Origin of the sequence: Streptomyces sp. S063 (genome assembly GCF_002832675.1) — a bacterium.
GTDB classification, from domain to species: Bacteria; Actinomycetota; Actinomycetes; order Streptomycetales; family Streptomycetaceae; genus Streptomyces; species Streptomyces sindenensis.
Genome location: NZ_CP021707.1, coordinates 2,020,117 through 2,038,753 on the forward strand (window position 1 = coordinate 2,020,117; position 18,637 = coordinate 2,038,753).

Below are 18,637 nucleotides of genomic sequence, written 5' to 3' on the forward strand. Positions count from 1 at the left end.
ATGGATCCTGTTGTTACTTGAGAGAACATTTGAGCGCGCAGGAAGGACCTGAGATGAAGCGGGGATCACTTCCGTCGACACGACGCCCCCTCGCCACCACGCCTGAGCTTGCCGAGCACTACGGGGTTCCGGTGAAGACCGTTCGCTACTGGCATCAGACGCAGACCTGCGTCGGGCCGCTGATGTTCCGCGTGGGCAAGCACCTGCGAGCCCGCTGGGACGACATCGAGGCCTACGACGCCGACCAGGCCGGAGGGCGGAACGCCGCATGACCCAGAACACAGAAAAGCCGCGCTCCCTAGGCGCGGCTTTTCAAGAAGTCCTTGGTGGTGGACCAGCCCCCACTGTACCGCTGGTCGCCCGCCCCGTCATCGTCGCCACCGCAGGGCGAACCGAGTTTGCCGCCCGATGCCCCCAGTGCCACAACTGGCACCGGCACGTATCCCTCGGCGAGAAGGTCGCACCCTGCGGGGCGCACTACCTGCTCGAACCCCGACGAGGGAGGGCCGCATGACTCCCTGGGAGAAGGCGCTCCGCAGCGCCCTGTACGCCATCGAGCAGGGCTACAAGGCGTTCCCCCTGTCCATCTACAAGACCCCTTCCATCAAGTCCCCCCACGACAAGGGGCACAGCTGCAGAGGGCAGTGCGGCAAGCCCGGACACGGCGTCCACGACGCCACCACCGACCCCGCCTATGCCCGTCATCTCTTTGACCTGTCGCCCCGCGCGACCGGATACGGGGTTGCGTGCGGCGGCCGGATGGTCGGCCTCGACCTCGACCGGAAGAACGGCGTCAACGGCGTCGAAACCGTCAACCAACTGGCCGCCAAGCACGGGTTCCACATCCCGCAGACCATGACCGTCTGCACCCCCTCCGGCGGCTTCCATCTGTGGCTGTCGATCCCAGAAGGGGTGACCGTGCCGAACTCGGCCGGTCGACTCGGCCCCGGCATCGACGTGCGGGGAACCGGCGGGTACCTGGTCGGCCCCGGCAGCACCGGAAAGGCCGGCGAATACGCGCTTCACCCCAAGCTCGGTGAAGTCGGGGTCCAGCCGGTACCCGGGCAGCTGCTCACGCTCATGCTGCCCAAGCCGGTCACCCGGAGGATTCCCCGGGCCGACCCGTCGCCCGTCACAGCAAGCCGCGCCCTGGACGGTCTGGTGAAGGTCGTCCTCAACGCACCCCAGGGCACCCGTAACGACCGTCTGTACTGGGCTGCGGCTAAGGCGTGGGCTCACGTTGATGACGGGCATATGGGCGCCACCGAGGTTGAGGCCGCTCTCATCGAGGCGGCTGTCAGGCAGGGACTCACCGCAGGTGAAGCAGCCCGGACCGTGGCTTCCGCCCGGCGATCGGGGGTGACGGCGTGAGCAACGACAACACGACCGACACCGACCGCGCAGACGCGGGCCAGGAGAAGGCCACCGAGGAATGGAGCGATCACCGCCTTGTTCCCGAAGGGGTCCGGATGCCGACCGGCTACACCATCAGCTACGGCGGAGTGTGGGTCGAGAAGCAGATCGCCAAGGACACGTTCGTCGACGTGCGGGTTGCGTGGGCACCGCTGGTCGTCAGCTCGGTGTACGTCGACCCGATCGGGGACCAGGCCGTCGAGTTGGCGTGGGTCGACCGCGGCCGTGTCGTCACCCGCATCGTGCCCCGCAACGTCGTCCGCAGGGGCCGGGTCCTGGTGGCCACCCTGGGCGACGCCGGCCTGCCCGTGATCGAGGGAGACGCACGTCTCGTCGAGCGGTACCTCGCCGCGTTCGAGTCCATCAACCAGGGAAAGATCCCGCGCGTCCACCTGGCCCGCCAACTGGGCTGGCAGGCAGATGGAACGTTCGTCACCGCGCAGGACACCCCGCACAAGGTGGAGGTGAAGTTCGACGAGCAGAAGCCCGCGCTTGCCGCACATCAGCCGGCGGGAACATTCGCAGGTTGGCAGGCCGCCATCAAGCGCATGGAGTCCTACCCGGCCGCGCAGATGGCGCTCTACGCCTGCCTGGCCGCACCGCTGTTGCAGATCGTCGGGGTGAACTCGTTCGCGGTCGACATCTGCGGGCGCTCCACTCGGGGCAAGACGACAGCGGCAGCCGGCGGGATGAGCGCGTGGGCCGACCCGAGCGAGAAGGCGGACGGTCTCTACTCGTGGCGAACCACGATGCTGGCCGCTGAGAAGCGCCTGAACCTCGTCAACGGCCTGCCGGTCGTCTTCGACGAGACCAAACTCGTCCAAAACCCGGAGATGGTCCACGGACTGCTGTACGCCATCCCGAAGAACCACGGGGCGGCCCGCGGTGGCGGGTGGCCGTCCGGGCTCCCCTGGCGGACGGTCGTCGTGTCTACCGGCGAACAGTCGGTGCTCACGTTCACCACCGACCAGGGGGCCGGGGCGCGCGTCCTGAGCGTCAAGGAAGCCCCGTTCGGTACGGACGGACCGGAGTCGGCAGCAGCAGCCATCGAGGTGCGGGACGGGACGGCCGAGAACTTCGGTACCGCCGGACCGCGGTACGTCGAGCAGCTGCTCGACGTCCTGGCCGACGGGGGTAAGCGCGCGATCGTCGACCGCCACAAGGAGTTGACGGCGGACCACCGGTACGAGAGCGACATGTCAGCCCGGCGGGCGCCGTTCGTGGCCTGCCTGGCGCTTGCCGCCGAACTCTCCCACCAGTGGGGCATCGTGCCTTTCCCGGCCCCGGAGATGGCCGTGTGGCGGCGCCTGTTCGCCACCGCCGACCAGACCGACAACCGGGGCGAGATGGCACTCGACATCGTCCGGGAGTACATCGCCTCACACCGCCGGGAGATGTGGAGCCCGTACACGGAGAACGACCCGCCGTTCGGTGGGTGGATCGGCAGGGAGATCACGGTCGACGAACGGTCGACGATGGCTCTCCTTCCGGAGCGGATGAAGGAAGTCCTCAAGAAGGCCGGCTACGAACTGGACTCGGTCATCCCGAGCTGGCGGGAAAGCGGGGCGCTCATCGAGAGCCCTTCCTACCGGCCGCCGTACCTGCTCGGGCGGAAGCTCAACGGCTCCAAGGTCCGCATGTACGTCTTCAACCCGGACGTCTTCGCCACAGACGCTGAAGACGGAGAGTGACATGACGACCCGAGCCGCAGAAGAACACTCCCTCACTTCACCTCAACTGCGTACCCCCACCCCCGGGCGGTATCGGTGCAGGTCAGCGAGTGTGCGGCAGGGGTACGCAGCACTGCGTACCCCCTCGGGTCCACAGCTAGGGGGTACGCAACCCCGCGTACCCCCTAGCGATCTTGCAAATCGGCAGGTCAAGCGCCGTTCCATCCCCTCTCCCGAGGGGGGTACGCACTTGGGCCCAACAGAGGGCCGGAACTTCTCACCCAACCTCGACACGATCACAATCAGTTAAGGAGCCTGACCATGACCAGCCCCGCAGAGTTCCAGCGCCGGTTCCAGCGCACCGACGAACAGAACACCACCGACTTCCAGAAGCAGATGGACGCCCACCGGGCCAAAGCCGAACAGGTCCGGCAGAACGCCCAGCAGCAGATCGACCGCATCGGCCAGCGCCAGGAACTCACCCTGGAAGCGAAGCGGTCCGCCGCGGCCCGCGTCTACAAGCCGGCCCGCGCTACCACACAGCAGCTCCTCGAACAGCACGTCGACATGGTCCGGCAGCACAAGCAGGCCCTGGCCCGGAAGGCGTTCGGCTCCGACAACGCCGCCGACCCCATGACCGCCATGGCCCGGCGCCAGGCCCGGCAGCAGGCCGCAGGCATCCAGGACCACCACGAAGCCACCGAAGCGATCCGCAACGCCCAGTTCGACGGCGACACCCACCTCGCACGGGCCATCGCCGCGAAGGCCTTCGAGAACGGGTGGCACGACGTCGTCGACACCTGGAACGCGGACGGCTCCAACAACGCCTACATGCAGCCGCTCATCGAGCTGATGCAGATGCCCGACACCGACAACCTGCAGTGGCGCATGGAGACCGCCATGCAGTACGCCCCGCCGCTCCCCGGTGTCCTCGAAGGCATGAAGGACCACGAGATCACCCGGGCCGCCGAAGAAGGGCCGGAGGTCGCCTGATGTTCGGAACCGACACCCGTGACGCCGAACTGGCGGTGAAGGCCGCCCGCCGGCGCGGCCTTCCCGTCCCCCCGGAAGTCGACGCCGCAGCCGACATGTACGAGGTCATCGTCAACGCCGGGCACGAACCGGCCCCCGAGCGGCCCACCGTCACCGACATGCCCAGCACGCCGGAGGAACTGCGGCAGCTCATCGAGGACCAGGCCGCAGCCAAGCGGCGGGCCGAGTCCATCCGGGCTGTGGCATCCGACTACCGGCAGCCGCTGACCACCGCCTACAACCAGGCCGTGCGCTCAGTTGTCGACGGGTGGATCGTCAGTCTCCAGCCCGAGTTCAACAACCTGGTGAAGGCGCTCACCCAGCAGGCGAAGAAGCTGCCCCAGGATCTGCGGGTCAGCGCCCTCGACTGGAACGACCCGAAGATCAGCGCAGCATGGGAGAAGGCCGAGTCAGCAGCACACCAACTCGACCAGCTCGTGCGTGACAGGCAGGACATGGCACGGGTCGCCGGCCACGACGGGGGCAAGGACAACCAGCTGTACGCCGTAGCCAAGCTCCCCGAACCCACGCGTGACGCAGTCCTCGACAACCAGCTGCGCGACGGCATCGGCCCAGACCTCCGCATCTGGCGAGACCTCAAGAGCCAGCCAGTCAGCCGATGGCTCCACCTCGCACGCTCCGAGCACGTGACGCTGCTGCTCGCCACACCAGGTGAGGTACAGGACAGGGCAGCAGCCATGCAGCGCTGGTACGACGCGGTAGCAGCCAAGGGTGAAGCGCACACACGCAGAGCAGCAGAGGCAGCGGTCGACCAGGTACTCAGGGCTGCGTGACCCCATGAACGTCGGCGTCAACGGCATCGCAGCAGTAGGACGAATCCTGCTGCGAACCCATGGTGAACGGGTTACCGCCATGACGATCACCAGCGCCGACCCGCGGTCCGGTCTGCTCGCGGCAGACCGGACCGCAACACAAACCAGGACGAACACCCTGGGCTATGACCCCGCCCCCCGGGATCTCTCAGGGATCGGGGCGTATAGCTCTCGCCAACCGATGCGACGCAGGAACGTTGGATTTACCAGGGAGGCAGACCGTGACTGACGACGAGAACACCCCGCAACCGCCCCCTGACGGGCTCGGAGAGCGGGGGCTGAAGCTGTGGCAGGACGTCACTGCTGACCTTGAGCACGACCCTGACGAGCTGCTGTTGCTTGAGGAAGCGTGCTGTCTGGCGGATGAGATCGACACGATGACCGCGGCCCTGAACGCGGGCGAGCTGTTGTCGAAGGGTTCACGCGGGCAGCCGGTCGCGAACCCGCTGATCCGGGAGATCCGGGGGCACCGCTTGGCGCTGTCGCGGATCTTGCGACAGCTGGGGGCGACCAGGCCGGGCGAGGAGAGCGGGGAGCGGTCGACGTCGTCGGAGAGGGGGCGTACCGCTGCGCTGACTCGCTGGCATGGGGGCCGCGCCTACTCGGAGCCGGCGTCGATGCAGGACTACCGGCAGGCCTTCCGGGGTGATGCGTCGTGAGTCGCCGGAGAAGCCGGAGCGAAGCGCAGATGCCTGAGTGCCTGGCCCGGTTTGACTGGCGAGATTGGCGACCGCCGGCCCCGGCCGATCACCCCGATCCGTCCTACGTCGAGTGGTACCTGGCCACCATGGATTGGCAGATTGCTAAGGATGCCTGGCTGTCAGGGCAGCCGGTGCTGTTGCCGCCGGAACGTCCGTTGCCGGATCCGATCCCGTACACGGGGCTGCTTCCGGCGATTGGCGGGGCCCCTAAGCGGCCTCAGTCCGATATCCCGTCGGAGCGTCGGGGGCGGCGAATCAAGACCTACTAGCCAAGATCCAAATTCCCCAGACTCGTAGCCGAACGGAGCCTGTACACGTCTCCGGTCGGGGGACGGTGACCACGGGGATCCTTCCCCTGGTCCGCGTTGTACCTGTTTGACCTTCCTTCAGGGCCCGCGCCGGAGCAGCCGGCGCGGGCCCTTTCGTGGTGACGTTGGACGGGCATAGCGGTGGACGGGGTGCCGGGCCGCGGTGGTCTCCCGCCTCCCGCTATGCCCGTGGTTGTGGCTGTGCCCAGACATACGAAAGCGCCCCTGCCCGGCCGGTGATGGCGGGACAGGGGCGCTGAACTTCGTTGATGTTATACACGAGGTTCTGACCAAGCTGGATGTTATCCAGCTTGCCGGTCACACCTGGTGGCTCTTGGCCCAGTCGACCAGGTCGGCGAACGCGGCCGGCTCCACGCTGATGCGGGGCCCGGTGCGCCGCTTGGAGTCCCGCACCAGGACTTCGCCGGCCGGGCGAGCAACCTCGACGCACGCCGCCGAATCCGTGTAGCTGGACAGCTGCCAGGTCAGTTCGTCGTCACGCATGGGTAAGTCGCCTTCTCGCGGCTTCGATCATCCGAAGCGAGTCCACCGGGCTTGCCGCCCGTTCCCCCACATTGTCGCTGGCGTGGATGAACGACAGGGCGCTTTCCGGGCGGTTGATGACCGTCGTGCCTGCCAGGTTCTCCACGAGGACGCTGCGCCCCGGGCGCGACCGGTAGACGGTGAACGCCCCGGCGAGCCCCGGGTGCCCCTCCCCTCGGGGCAGGACCCGCACTTCGAGGGTGGGGCGCAGGGCGAGGAGCGTCATGAGGTGGTCGAGCTGTGCGGCGAGGGTGGCCGGCCCGCCGACAGGCTGAGTGAGGACGCTCTCCCCGATGACGAATCGGGCTGTGCGGCCCGCTGCGCGCCCCAGGGTGTCGATGCGCACGGTTCGGCCGGTGGCCCGCTTCTCGACGTCGTGAGGGGGCAGGGCGGGCGCTGCGGTGGTGATGGCGGCGCGGGCGTAGTCGGCGGTCTGGAGCATCCCCGGCATGAGGGTGGGGTGCCATCCGTGGATGTGGTCCGCCGACTCTTCGAGGGCGAGCAGCCGGTCAAGGTGCTCGTCCAACGAGGTGGGCTCGGTGGTCTTCAACAGGTCTCCAGGTGGATTGTCCGGGGGTGATCCAACACCCCTCTACCGGCGTTACCTTGCAGGTCACAGCCCTCTACCGCCCCCATGACCCGGGTAAAGGGCCCCCGCTACCTTCCGGCCCCTCACAGAGGCACAGGGAGCGTCGGTTGCGGGGGCCGTTCCGGGGGGCGGGTAGAGGGGTCCCCCTCTACTTCGCGTTGGGGTCGAGGAGGATCTCGGCGGGCACGGCGGCCTCGATGTCGCGCTTCTGGTAACCGGCGAGAGACTTCCCGCCGATCTTGACTTGCTTGCTGATGCGCTTCACTCCGGCCGCTTCGAGCTCGGCGGCCAGGCGCTCCGCGTTGAAGTCGCCGTAGGTGTCCTCGTCGATGTTGACGAGTCCGGCGAGGAGGTCGTCGGTGAACATGCGCGGGGCGTGCCGCATCACCTCCAGGACGTCGGACAGGATCGGGGCGAGCTTGAACCCGGCCGCGTCCGCAGCGGCGGTCACATCGCCGACCGCGTCCCCTGTCAGCTGGCCGGCGGCCTGCCGCAGCGCGCGGCCCGCAGCGCACAGCTTCGCGAACCCGGGGCCGTCGAGGTAGTCGGCCCGCACGGTGACGTAGGACGCGGGCCCCGTGACCAGCACACCCGTACCGACATGGTCCTCGGACAGGACGGAGGCGTCGGCCCCTTGGGCTGCCTTGCCCTTCCCGAGAACCATGTCGCTGCTGGCCTTGTCGACCACCTGTGTCGAGTACCGCAGGGTGATGATCTCCCGCAGCTTCGTCGGGACGGACTCAGCATCCGGGCGCTGGGAAGCGAAGTTGCATACGAATCCGGCGGCCGGGCCGCGGCGGGCGATGCGGCACAGGTCGTTGATGACCTGCTCCCGGTCCTCCTTCTCCATCGCGGTGAAGTATTCCTGTAGCTCGTCGATCGTCACGAAGATGACCGGCATGTTCTTCAGCCGCATCAACTCCGGGGTGAGCTTGCCCTCGGGGCAGATGCTGGTGGGGAGCTCCCGCAGGATCGCGAACCGTCGTTCCATCTCGATGAGGAGCTCGGTCAGCATCGCTTTCAGCGCCTCGATCGCGTCGTCCTCGGCGCCCATGACGAGTCGGTGCGCGACGGCCCGCATCGGCATCCAGTCGGCGCCGCCTTTGCCGTCCGCGATGTAGTGCCGCACGTAGGCGTCGAGCAGCCCGGCCGCGGTCATGAGGCGCTGCGTGAACGTCTTCCCGCGCCGGGGCAGCCCGCCGAAGAACATCGACTGCCACATGACCGGCACTTCGATGCGGTTGCCGCGGGCGTCCTGCCCGAACGGGATCGGGTCCCAGATGGAGAACGTCTCGGCCTTGGCGAGCGGGGAGGGGTTCGGCGCACCGAGGTACGGGTCGTCGTCGGCCACCCACATGGACACTCGGCCGGCGTTGCCGCCCTTGGCCGCGCGGACGCGGGACATGATGACCTGAATCTCATCGACCCCGAGTTCCTGCGCGATGACTTCCCGCTTCGCCAACACGTCGGACGCGGTCTTCCCGCCCCCCCGGGGAAGGTCGAAGATCACCGCCCAGCCACGGCCGTCACGAACCGGGCCCATCGTGCACGTGACCCGCGGCCCGTCCTCGTCGCCCCGGCCGCTTTTCAGGAGGCCGGCGGCACGCAACGCGTCGTTGAGCTGCTGCGCGGACATGTCCACCCGCAGCGGCGGCGCCCCCTGGTCCAGGAGCTGCGTGGTCTTGCCCCGGCCGAGGTAGGCGAGCGGGGTGACCACGGCGGTGGCCATACCGGTCTGCACCAGCGGGTCGGCAAGCATGATGCCGATGGTGGCGGCGGCGACACCGACCGCGGCCGCGCCGAATCGCCAGCGCCTGGTCCGGGTGCGCTCCGCATGGGCCATCTGCAACCGCAGCGCCAGGTCGACATCCTCGGGCTTGGCCTTCACCTGCGCGCGGAGCGCTTTCACGGTGGCGCTGTGGTCCTGCGCGGACAGGGTCGGCCAGAGTCCCACGGTGGCCCGGTAGAAGCCGCGGGCGGCGAGCAGGAGCGTCTTCACGAGGTACTTGGGGGTGCGGATGCCGTGGTACCGGGCCTGCCACCACGACAGCCGGACGAACGCCGTGACGTTCGCCTTGATGGAGGCCGCCGACCGGGCCCACGCCGGGAGGACGGGGGCGTCGGGCACGGTCAGCCAGTCGGCCAACGGGTTGTCCGGGCGGTCAACCGCCTCGACGACGTCCGCCTCTTCGACCAGGGCCGCGGGCTCCGCACCGAGGGTCTCGGGCGGGATGGGGTGCAGCTTGGTGAGGGTGTGCCCGTTGATCGGGCGGGGGATCGTTTCCGACATGATGGGGTCTCCTGCTCTCTGCTGAGTGGCGGGTGGCACGGGGCGGCCGGTTGTCTTGGCGGATTGGCGGCCGCCCCGTGGTGTAGCTAGAAGCGCTCGGCCTTGTTCACGGCCCGCTCGGACCGCTTGAGCTGCTGTTCGGCGTCCCGCAGCGCCTGTCGGGCCGCGGCCTTCTCCTCACGGGACGCGGTGCGCACGGCGGCCTTGGCCTGTGCGACGGCCTGCCGGTCGTTGCCGCGGGTGTCGTACAGGGCGTTGAGCTCCCGCTCGCCGCGCTCGGCGGCGGACTTGTCGATGCGGTCGATGCGCTGCCGCAGCTGCGGGTCGACGTTGTCGGCGAGGGCCTGGCGGAAGCCCTTGCGGAACAGCCGCCCGCGTTCGCGGGACTCGGCTCGGGTGTACGAGTACATGGGGTTTCCTTCCTGGTCAGACGGTGTCGGCGGTGAGGGCGGCGGCGGCCTTGGCGATGTCGGCGTACACGGTGGCGAGTCCGCCGTAGATCGCGATGTGCTCGGAGTTCTGCGAGGCGCTGGTGAAGCTGCTGCTGGCGAGCCGGTCGGCCTTGCCGGCGTACTCGACGGCCTTGGTCAGGGCGTGGGTGCCGATCTCCTGCGGGGTCTTCTGGTCGCTCATGGCGGGTCCTTCCGTGGTGGATGCCGGGCTGTCCGGCTCCCCTCACCGCCCGGTCACACTCCGGGCGGATCGGGCAGCCGTCAGCGGCCCTTGCGGACGTCCTGCCAGATGCTGCGGAGGACGAGGAGGCAGACCGTCAGGGCGGCCGCGCTGATGGCCACGGCGACAGCGGACAGGGCCACGGTGATCAGGAAGATGGATCCGCCTACCCCGATCCCGATCCACTTCGCGGCCCCACCACTGCTCTGGGGTGCGACGGGCGTGGGCGTCGGCGGCTGCTGCGGGACGAGCTGCTGCGCCTGGAGCAGGGCGACAATCTGTGCGAGCTGGTCACTGTTCGCCGCGGCGTCGACCGCATCCTGCTTGGCCTTCTGGAAGTCGCTCATTCCGACACCGCCGGCCGGAGCAACCGCACCGGGGGCTCGGCCTGCTCAGCAGTGCGGGCCTCCTCTTCGAGACGGGCGAACACCTTCTTCACCCATGAGGTGCTGCGGGTGGCCTGGCGGGCCGTCTCGGACACGGAGGTGCCCAGAACGAACCCCGCCCGGATGACATTCGCGGCGGCCTCGGCAGGCAACCTCTCGTCGCTGTCGGCGGTCACCTCGTCGTCCTCTTCGACGTCGGGTGTCTCCAGGTGCCACACCCGGCGGTCACCGCAGATGACCAGCGGCTTCACCGCCGGGGCGGCGGGTGCCGGTTCGAGCTCCGGAGTGGGGGTGCCGGTCACCTCGTCGGGGGTGCTGGTGGGCACCTCGACCCGCTCAACCCGTGTCTCGATGGCAAGCTGCGGGGTGTCCACCGAGAGCATGTCCAGCAGGGCCGCATTAGCCCCATCGGTGAGCCGGTCACGCTGCACCTGCACCAGCTGGCCACCGAGCTCCGTGTCACCGACACCCACCCGCTTCGCCAGGCGCCACGACTTCCGCTCCGAACTCTTACGGGCCCGGTCGCTGGGGTGGTTCGCCGCCCGCGCCCGGTGGTAGGCCAGCTGCTGCACCGTCTCTGCGTTGCGGCGCTGCACCTCCATGTCGACCCCGGTGCGATACACGACGACCCGGCGGGACAGGAACGCCAGACCCTCCGCGCTCGCCGTGATCGCCAGGGGGGTGAGGCTGTAGACGATGGCCTCACCCGTGGTCTTGGCGGCGGTGGCCCCCATGACAGCTGCCGACGCGGGCAGCAGCCACAGAGCGGCCCGGACGATGACGGGTGACGACTGGCCGAGCATCGTCGTCACCAGCAGGACCAGGGCGGCGACGGCGGTTGCGCCCTCACCGGCGGCCAGGGCACCGACCGCGGTCCCGGACCCGTACTTCCCGGAAATGTTGGTGTACGTGCCGACACCGCCGGCGACACCGACCGCGACCATGGGGATGGAGGCCGCAACAAGGATGGCCACCTGCCCCCAGGTCAGCTTGGGCTGCGTGGTGGTGCTCATCACTGCCCCTCTTCCTGATCATCGAATCGGGTGACCTCTCCGCCGACACGGGCGATGAGGTGACCGAGGAGGTTGACGCCCCGCCGGTCCCCCACCGCCGTGGCGGTGAGGAGACCGGCGAACATGGCGGGGAAGGCCGGAAGGTCCAGCGACGCGCGGTCCAGGGACCGCAGGGCCGCGTTCTCCGTCGGCCGGGGAATCGGCCACTTGCTGCTCACTGACCCTCACCGGCCCGGAGGGCGACCAGCTGGTCGGCCATCGCGTCGATGTGGGCGGCCTGTACCCGGAGGGCGGCGGCGATCCGACGTGCACCGGTCGGGCCGACCTCCAGGAAGCCGTCATCCGTCTCGACACCGAGGAACACGGCGTCACGGTCGCTGTACGGCCACTGGACCAGGGACACCTCCACCAGGCTGGTCGGTCCGTGCTCCGGGGTGTCGGCCAGCGCCCAGACGGGTTCGCTGCGGTGGGTGATCTGCACCTTCGCCGGCGGCACGGTGTACCCGTGCTCGACGAAGCACCACGACGGGCAGGCGATCCGGACGTCACCGGCGTCCAGGGTGGTGATGGTGACGGTGCCGTCCGCGTTCCTGCGGGGCTCCGGGGCCACCGTGGGGCGGTCGGCGCTCATCGGCCGGCCGCCTTCGCCGCCATGTTGCGGAGGGCGACAGCGAACTCGGACACCTCGTCCGCGAGCTCCACCGACTGCATCAGCGGCAGGAAGTACAGCGACTGCTCGTCGTCGATGACGATGTGCGGCTCCCGCTGCACCACGTCCACCGCGAACGGGTCGACCGCGATGTGCGCGTACAGCAACGCCATCGGGCCGTTCTCGGTCGGCAGCTCCAGCGTGATGCGGGAGCTCTGGTGAACGATGTTCTCGATGTTGCCGGTGTGCTCGTGGTGCGGCTCGCTGCACCAGTCGTAGCACTCGATGGTGCCGGTGATCTGCTTGGTGACGCGGTACCGGTGCGGCCCCTTGGTGCGGGTCGCGGGGTCGGGGGTGATGGTGTTCAGGAACTCCCGGACGATCGGCTCACGCTCAACCTGCGGCAGCGACCGCGACAGCTTGATGTCGGCGTCCCCGATCTGGCCGTGGAACGTGGCGTAGATCCCGATCGGCAGTTCCTCGGGCTCGACCTCCTCGACGATGACCCCGAGGAGGGTCAGCAGCTTGGGGAGGGGGGTGGCCGCGGTCTCCCCGATCGTCATGCCCTGCCAGAGGGCGTACAGCTCGTCGGGGGTGGAGGTGCAGCCAACGGCGCAGACGAACTTCTGGGCGCCGGACGGGTAGCGGTCGCCGTTGGGCTTGAGGGTTCCCGTGCTGCTGCCGCAGTCGACGCAGGTCGGAAGCTGGGGTTCGGCGGCCGGCGGGGCGACGGGGGCACCGGAGTTCTTGAAGGTGGCAGGTACCGTGGTCTGCATGGTCTTCTCCTCTAGTCAGGAGCGGGACCTAGGCCCTTCTCGGCGCTCGTAACGCCGGGTTGGGCCGTTCCGCGTTCTGCGGAAGGTCGTGGCAACACCGTAGGGAACATCGTGTTCCCTTGTCAACGTCCACTGACCTATGAATCTCTGCGCAGCGCGAGTAACGTCATGTTCCATGAGTGCTAATGGAACACTGAGTGTCATGGACAAGCGATCCCTTGAGCACCTGGCCGGCCGGTTCAGAGAGTCGGAGACCAGGACCGAGATCCTGCGCGTAGAGCTGGCAGCAGCGATCCGGCAGGCTGCAGCCGACGACGTGCCCCAGAAGGACATCTGCGAGGCGACGGGATACACCCGCCAGCAGGTGCGACGGATCGTCAAGGCCGAAGCAGAGCGTGACAGTGCCCCCGTCGCACCGGCAGGGCACAACGAGGGCACAGTATGACCGGGCTTGATCGGTCCCAATCGGGCACGACTAGGGGCATTTACGCAGGTCAGAGCGCTATTTGACACAATCAGGCAGGTCATGCACGAAGCGGCGGCACCCCCGCACAGGGTGCCGCCGCTTCTCGGTGCTCCGGGGCCGCCGCCGGGCCGGTGCGCCCGGTGAGGGCCGGGCTCGGCTTCCGGGGCGGTCCCGGAGGGGCAGGCCGCTCGGCGGCCTTGGTCGGTGGGCAGGGCTGTTCGTGCAGCCCTGCCCCTGAGGTCCGGGGTGTTCGTGCACCTCGGACCGGGAGTCCGGGTCAGCGGCTGTCACTGCCCCGGGACTCGGCTGCGGCCCGGCCGGCCTCGAGACGGGCGACCGGGATGCGGAAGGGCGAGCAGGACACGTAGTCCAGGCCCACCTCGTGGAAGAAGTGCACCGACTCCGGGTCGCCGCCGTGCTCGCCGCAGACGCCGAGCTTGAGGTCCGGGCGGGTGGCCCGGCCGGCCTCGACGGCGCTGCGGACCAGCGAGCCGACGCCGTCCTTGTCGATCGTCTCGAACGGGGAGACCCCGAAGATGCCCTTCTCCAGGTACGCGGTGAAGAACGAGGCCTCCACGTCGTCGCGGGAGAAGCCCCACACCGTCTGGGTCAGGTCGTTCGTGCCGAAGGAGAAGAACTGCGCGGCCTCGGCGATCTGGCCGGCCGTCAGCGCGGCGCGCGGCAGCTCGATCATGGTGCCGATGGTCAGCTTGAGGTCGGTGCCGGTGGCGGCCTGGACCTCCTCGATGACCCGGTCGGCCTCCTCGCGGACGATCTCCAGCTCCTGGACCGTGCCGACGAGCGGGATCATGATCTCGGCGCGCGGGTCGCCCTTGGCGTTCTTGCGGTGGGCGGCGGCTTCGGCGATGGCCCGGACCTGCATGGCGAACAGACCGGGGATGACCAGGCCGAGGCGCACGCCGCGCAGGCCCAGCATCGGGTTCTGCTCGTGCAGCTTGTGCACGGCCTGGAGGAGGCGCAGGTCGTTCTCGTTGGCGTCCTTGCGGGACTCCGCGAGCGCGACGCGCACCGACAGCTCGGTGATGTCGGGCAGGAACTCGTGCAGCGGCGGGTCCAGGAGGCGGACCGTGACGGGCAGTCCGTCCATCGATTCGAACAGCTCGATGAAGTCGGCCTTCTGGAGCGGGAGGAGAGCGGCGAGCGCGGTCTCGCGCTCCTCGTCGGTGTCCGCCAGGATCAGCTTCTCGACCATCTCGCGGCGCTCACCGAGGAACATGTGCTCGGTGCGGCACAGGCCGATGCCCTGGGCGCCGAAGCGGCGGGCCCGCAGGGCGTCCTCGGCGTTGTCGGCGTTGGCCCGTACGCGCAGCCGGCGCACCCGGTCCGCGTACGCCATGATCCGGTGCACGGCGGCGACCAGCTCGTCGGCGTCGTCGGCCCCTGCGTGCATGCGGCCCTCGAAGTACTCGACGACCGGGGACGGTACGACGGGTACCTCGCCCCGGTAGACCTTGCCGGTGGAGCCGTCGATCGAGACGAGGTCGCCCTCCTCGATGACGATGCCGCCGACCGTCATCCGGCGGCGCTTGGTGTCGACCTCCAGGTCCTCGGCGCCGCAGACACAGGTCTTGCCCATGCCGCGCGCCACGACGGCGGCGTGCGAGGTCTTGCCGCCGCGCGAGGTGAGGATGCCCTCGGCCGCGATCATGCCTTCGAGGTCGTCGGGGTTGGTCTCGCGGCGGATCAGGATGACCTTCTCGCCGGAGCGGGACCACTTGATCGCGGTGTACGAGTCGAAGACGGCCTTGCCCACGGCGGCGCCGGGCGAGGCGGCGATGCCCCGGCCGAGCAGCTCGGTCTTCGCCTCGATGTCGAAGCGCGGGAACATCAGCTGGGCGAGCTGGGCGCCGTTGACCCGCTGGAGGGCCTCGGCCTCGTCGATCAGCCCCTGGTCCACGAGCTGGGTGGCGATGCGGAAGGCGGCGCCGGCGGTGCGCTTGCCGACCCGGGTCTGGAGCATCCAGAGCTGGCCGCGCTCGATGGTGAACTCGATGTCGCAGAGATCCTTGTAGTGGTTCTCCAGGGTCTCCATGATCTGCATGAGCTGGTCGTACGACTTCTTGTCGATCGACTCCAGATCGGCGAGCGGCACCGTGTTGCGGATACCGGCGACGACGTCCTCGCCCTGGGCGTTCTGCAGGTAGTCGCCGTAGACGCCCTGGTGGCCGCTGGCCGGGTCGCGGGTGAAGGCGACGCCCGTACCGGAGTCGGGGCCCAGGTTGCCGAAGACCATCGAGCAGACGTTGACGGCCGTGCCGAGGTCGCCGGGGATGCGCTCCTGGCGGCGGTAGAGCTTGGCCCGGTCGGTGTTCCACGAGTCGAAGACCGCGTTTATGGCGAGGTCCATCTGCTCGCGCGCGTCCTGCGGGAACTCGCGTCCGGCCTCGGACTCGACGATCTTCTTGAACTGCTTGACCAGCTTCTTCAGGTCGGCCGCGGCGAGGTCGGTGTCGACCGTGACCTTCTTCGCGTGCTTGGCGGCCTCCAGAGCCTCCTCGAAGAGCTCGCCGTCGACCCCGAGGACGGTCTTGCCGAACATCTGGATGAGGCGGCGGTAGGAGTCCCAGGCGAAGCGCTCGTCGCCGGACTGGGTGGCGAGACCGGCCACCGAGGCGTCGGAGAGACCGATGTTCAGGACCGTGTCCATCATGCCCGGCATGGAGAACTTGGCGCCGGAGCGGACGGAGACCAGCAGCGGGTCGTCGGCCTGGCCGAGCTGCTTGCCCATGCGCTCTTCCAGCGCCTTGAGGTGCGCACTCACCTCGTCGCGCAGCGCGGTCGGCGCGTCACCGCTCTCCAGGTAGACCTTGCACGCCTCGGTGGTGATCGTGAAGCCCGGAGGGACGGGCAACCCGAGGTTGGTCATCTCGGCGAGGTTGGCGCCCTTGCCGCCCAGAAGATCCTTCAGATCCTTGTTGCCCTCGGTGAAGTCGTAGACGAACTTCTGGGGATCTTTGTTTTCCGACACGGGTCTCGACTCCTCGAGGACGCGGTGGCTGCCCTGACGGCGAGGAACATACCCAGATCGAAGGTGTATGGGTACGTCCACTTGGTCGTCATGCGGCCGCAACCACCCGTCCGCCAGCAGATCGAAAGGGTCGCCCGGCCGGAGCGCAGGAATCCTTGCCTTCACCTCCTGAAGGCGACATGGCCGAAACTTGACCGTAGCCGCTCATTTGAGCGAGACGCGGAGCAGGTGAGTCCATTTCTCGAAGGCGCGAGGGTGGCACTGAGTGCCACGTCTTCCAGAAGTGCAGTCATCCATTTTCCGCTCATCTGAGCGCAACCCCGATCAAGGGTGGCGTGAATCACGCTCCGTTCGGACCCCGGATTTCAGGATCCGGACGCCTCGGGACGCCTCAGGCAGTCGCTGAGCACCCCGAGATCCACCTCTTCCAGGCTACGGGCGAAGGTCCTCCCCGCGCGGGATCGACCGGCAGCAGCGAGGGCACCACCAGCACGGCACACCCCGCGGCGTGCGCGGACGCGGTGCCGTCCGGGGAGTCCTCGACGGCGACGCAGGCCGAGGCGGGGACCCCGAACCGGGTCGCCGCCGCCATGTACGGGTCGGGATGCGGCTTGGTCCGTACGGTGTCGTCGGCCGAGAGCGTGAACGCGAAGGGCGCCTTGGCCAGCGCCCCCGTCACCACCGCGTCCACCACGCTCCGGGGGGAGGCGCTGACCAGGGCGAACGGCACCCGGTGCCGCTCCAGCGAGGCCAACAGGGCGGCGGCCCCGGGGCGCAGCGGGGCGCCCGCGTCGACCTTCCGGTGAAAGGAGCCGGTGAGCTCGGCGGCGACGGCCGGCAGCTCGTCCGCCGTCCCGCCCGTCACCGCGATCAGATGAGCGGCGGTGTCCGCGACGGCCCGGCCGACGACTTCGGGGGCGTCCGCGTCGGTGAGCCGGTGGCCGAGTCCGGCGGCGACCTCGTGGGCCGTCTCCCACCAGAGGACCTCGGTGTCGACGAGGGTGCCGTCCATGTCGAACAGCACGGCTGCGGGCGCGGGCGCGCTCATGCCGTCGCCGCCTTCCCGGCCGGCTCGTCCGTCGCACGGACGGCGGCGGGCGCGGCGGGTGCGGCGGAACCCACGGAGGCGGGGGGTCCGGCAGAACCGGCAGGTCCCGCCGGACGGGCCGGCCCCGCCGGGACCACCAGCACCGGGCGCGGTACGGGCGTGACCCGGGCCCGTACGCCGGGCAGCAGGTCGGCGGCGTCCCGGGACGCCAGGTCGGCCTTGACCGCGACGCCGCCCGGGAGGTCGAGCAGGACCCGGGTGACCGAACCGAGGAACGAGGCGGAGACGACGGTGGCCGTGCCCTCGGGATCGGCCTCGACGCGGACGCCCTCGGGCCGGATCAGGACCTCGACGGGCCCGCTGCCGCCCGGGACCTCGCCGTCGGCCGGCAGAACCGGCAGGGTGCGGCCGGCGACCTCGACCGAACCGGTGCCGGTCAGCCGGCCCGGCAGCCGGTTCATGGTGCCGACGAACTCGGCGACGAACGCGGTGGCGGGGCGTTCGTACAGCTCGGCCGGGGGTGCGCACTGCTCCAGGCGGCCCGCGTTGAGGACGGCGACCCGGTCGGCCATGGAGAGCGCCTCCTCCTGGTCGTGGGTGACGAAGATGGTGGTGATCCCGAGCGAGAGCTGAAGGCGGCGGATCTCCTCCCGGAGAGTGAGCCGGACCTTGGCATCGAGTGCCGAGAGCGGCTCGTCCAACAGCAGCACCCGGGGGCGCAGGGCGAGCGCGCGGGCCAGGGCGACGCGCTGCTGCTGGCCGCCGGACATCTGGTGCGGGAAGCGGCCGCCGTGGTCGGGCAGCCCGACCAGGTCGAGGAGTTCGGCGGCGGTGGCGTGCCGCTCGGCGGCGGACACCTTCCGTACGCGCGGCCCGAAGGCCACGTTGTCGCGGGCGTTCAGGTGCGGGAAGAGGCTGTAGGACTGGAAGACCATTCCGGCGTCGCGCCGGTTCGCGGGGACGCGGGTGATGTCCTCGCCGTCGACCAGGACCTCGCCGGAGTCCGGCTGCTCGAACCCGGCGAGCACCCGCAGCGCGGTGGTCTTGCCGCAGCCGGAGGGGCCGAGGAGGGCGAGCAGTTCGCCGGGTTCGACGGTGAGGTCGAGCCCGTCGAGGGCCACGGTCGGGCCGAACGCGCGGCGCAGCGAGCGGAACTCGACCCGGGCTCCGGCGGCGGAGGGCGCTGACCCGGCGGTCCGGGGCGCGTCGGGGCGACGGCCGGCCGCGGTGGGCGGGACGGGCAGGGCTGACATGGGCGG

20 protein-coding genes are annotated in these 18,637 nt (G+C 69.5%); 7 read left to right on the top strand and 13 right to left on the bottom strand.

Annotated elements, in window-relative coordinates; genetic code table 11:
- Window positions 1-53 precede the first annotated feature (53 nt).
- The 6 genes from CCZ36_RS09170 to CCZ36_RS35625 all read left to right on the top strand — a co-directional run bounded on the left by CCZ36_RS09170 (window position 54) and on the right by CCZ36_RS35625 (window position 5,607).
- Complete coding sequence (locus CCZ36_RS09170; RefSeq protein WP_128817421.1) at window positions 54-272, top strand: DNA-binding protein; 219 nt, start codon at window positions 54-56, stop codon at window positions 270-272.
- Window positions 273-510: 238 nt separating this feature from the next.
- Window positions 511-1,371: a bifunctional DNA primase/polymerase gene (locus tag CCZ36_RS09175; RefSeq protein ID WP_128817422.1), complete on the top strand. Its 861-nt coding sequence runs from the start codon at window positions 511-513 to the stop codon at window positions 1,369-1,371.
- Window positions 1,368-3,104, top strand: a complete 1,737-nt coding sequence (locus CCZ36_RS09180; RefSeq protein WP_128817423.1) for a DUF927 domain-containing protein — start codon at window positions 1,368-1,370, stop codon at window positions 3,102-3,104. The genes CCZ36_RS09175 and CCZ36_RS09180 overlap by 4 nt, the downstream gene beginning before the upstream one ends.
- A 300-nt stretch (window positions 3,105-3,404) precedes the next feature.
- Window positions 3,405-4,076, top strand: a complete 672-nt coding sequence (locus tag CCZ36_RS09185; RefSeq protein WP_128817424.1) for a hypothetical protein — start codon at window positions 3,405-3,407, stop codon at window positions 4,074-4,076.
- The gene (locus CCZ36_RS09190; protein ID WP_128817425.1) at window positions 4,076-4,909 is read left to right on the top strand and encodes a hypothetical protein; all 834 of its coding nucleotides are present in this window, start codon (window positions 4,076-4,078) and stop codon (window positions 4,907-4,909) included. Before CCZ36_RS09185 ends, CCZ36_RS09190 begins: the two co-directional genes overlap by 1 nt.
- A gap of 260 nt (window positions 4,910-5,169) precedes the next feature.
- Window positions 5,170-5,607: a hypothetical protein gene (locus tag CCZ36_RS35625; protein WP_237302613.1), complete on the top strand. Its 438-nt coding sequence runs from the start codon at window positions 5,170-5,172 to the stop codon at window positions 5,605-5,607.
- A 668-nt stretch (window positions 5,608-6,275) separates the two neighbouring features.
- Here the strand turns inward: CCZ36_RS35625 and CCZ36_RS09200 are convergent.
- The 10 genes from CCZ36_RS09200 to CCZ36_RS09245 all read right to left on the bottom strand — a co-directional run bounded on the left by CCZ36_RS09200 (window position 6,276) and on the right by CCZ36_RS09245 (window position 12,875).
- Window positions 6,276-6,461, bottom strand: coding sequence for a DUF397 domain-containing protein (locus tag CCZ36_RS09200; protein WP_128817427.1), 186 nt, complete (start codon window positions 6,459-6,461; stop codon window positions 6,276-6,278).
- The gene (locus tag CCZ36_RS09205; RefSeq protein WP_128817428.1) at window positions 6,454-7,050 is read right to left on the bottom strand and encodes a DUF5753 domain-containing protein; all 597 of its coding nucleotides are present in this window, start codon (window positions 7,048-7,050) and stop codon (window positions 6,454-6,456) included. The genes CCZ36_RS09200 and CCZ36_RS09205 overlap by 8 nt, the downstream gene beginning before the upstream one ends.
- Before the next feature lie 187 nt (window positions 7,051-7,237).
- Window positions 7,238-9,379 (bottom strand): cell division protein FtsK, encoded by a 2,142-nt coding sequence (locus tag CCZ36_RS09210; protein WP_128817429.1) that lies wholly within the window; start codon window positions 9,377-9,379, stop codon window positions 7,238-7,240.
- An 86-nt stretch (window positions 9,380-9,465) separates the two neighbouring features.
- Entirely contained in the window at window positions 9,466-9,789 is a 324-nt protein-coding gene (locus CCZ36_RS09215) for a hypothetical protein (protein ID WP_128817430.1), read from the bottom strand.
- A gap of 16 nt (window positions 9,790-9,805) precedes the next feature.
- Complete coding sequence (locus CCZ36_RS09220; protein WP_128817431.1) at window positions 9,806-10,012, bottom strand: hypothetical protein; 207 nt, start codon at window positions 10,010-10,012, stop codon at window positions 9,806-9,808.
- 80 nt (window positions 10,013-10,092) lie between these two features.
- A complete protein-coding gene (locus tag CCZ36_RS09225) occupies window positions 10,093-10,398 on the bottom strand; it encodes a hypothetical protein (protein ID WP_128817432.1) in 306 nt (101 codons plus the stop codon).
- Window positions 10,395-11,450, bottom strand: coding sequence for a conjugal transfer protein (locus CCZ36_RS09230; protein WP_128817433.1), 1,056 nt, complete (start codon window positions 11,448-11,450; stop codon window positions 10,395-10,397). The genes CCZ36_RS09225 and CCZ36_RS09230 overlap by 4 nt, the downstream gene beginning before the upstream one ends.
- Window positions 11,450-11,668 carry a hypothetical protein gene (locus tag CCZ36_RS09235; protein ID WP_128817434.1) on the bottom strand — a complete coding sequence of 73 codons (219 nt, stop codon included), beginning with the start codon at window positions 11,666-11,668 and terminating at the stop codon, window positions 11,450-11,452. Before CCZ36_RS09235 ends, CCZ36_RS09230 begins: the two co-directional genes overlap by 1 nt.
- Window positions 11,665-12,081 carry a DUF6907 domain-containing protein gene (locus CCZ36_RS09240; protein WP_128817435.1) on the bottom strand — a complete coding sequence of 139 codons (417 nt, stop codon included), beginning with the start codon at window positions 12,079-12,081 and terminating at the stop codon, window positions 11,665-11,667. Before CCZ36_RS09240 ends, CCZ36_RS09235 begins: the two co-directional genes overlap by 4 nt.
- A complete protein-coding gene (locus tag CCZ36_RS09245) occupies window positions 12,078-12,875 on the bottom strand; it encodes a DUF6907 domain-containing protein (RefSeq protein WP_128817436.1) in 798 nt (265 codons plus the stop codon). Before CCZ36_RS09245 ends, CCZ36_RS09240 begins: the two co-directional genes overlap by 4 nt.
- A gap of 202 nt (window positions 12,876-13,077) precedes the next feature.
- Here CCZ36_RS09245 and CCZ36_RS09250 point away from each other — a divergent pair, with 202 nt between their 5' ends.
- Entirely contained in the window at window positions 13,078-13,320 is a 243-nt protein-coding gene (locus CCZ36_RS09250; RefSeq protein WP_128817437.1) for a helix-turn-helix domain-containing protein, read from the top strand.
- Between the two features lie 298 nt (window positions 13,321-13,618).
- Here the strand turns inward: CCZ36_RS09250 and ppdK are convergent, their stop codons facing one another.
- The 3 genes from ppdK to CCZ36_RS09265 form a co-directional block, all read right to left on the bottom strand.
- A complete protein-coding gene (gene ppdK, locus CCZ36_RS09255; protein ID WP_069736600.1) occupies window positions 13,619-16,330 on the bottom strand; it encodes a pyruvate, phosphate dikinase in 2,712 nt (903 codons plus the stop codon).
- A 391-nt stretch (window positions 16,331-16,721) separates the two neighbouring features.
- Window positions 16,722-17,378, bottom strand: a complete 657-nt coding sequence (locus CCZ36_RS09260; protein WP_237302614.1) for an HAD family hydrolase — start codon at window positions 17,376-17,378, stop codon at window positions 16,722-16,724.
- Window positions 17,375-18,631: an ABC transporter ATP-binding protein gene (locus tag CCZ36_RS09265; RefSeq protein WP_237302615.1), complete on the bottom strand. Its 1,257-nt coding sequence runs from the start codon at window positions 18,629-18,631 to the stop codon at window positions 17,375-17,377. Before CCZ36_RS09265 ends, CCZ36_RS09260 begins: the two co-directional genes overlap by 4 nt.
- Between the last annotated feature and the right edge of the window lie 6 nt (window positions 18,632-18,637).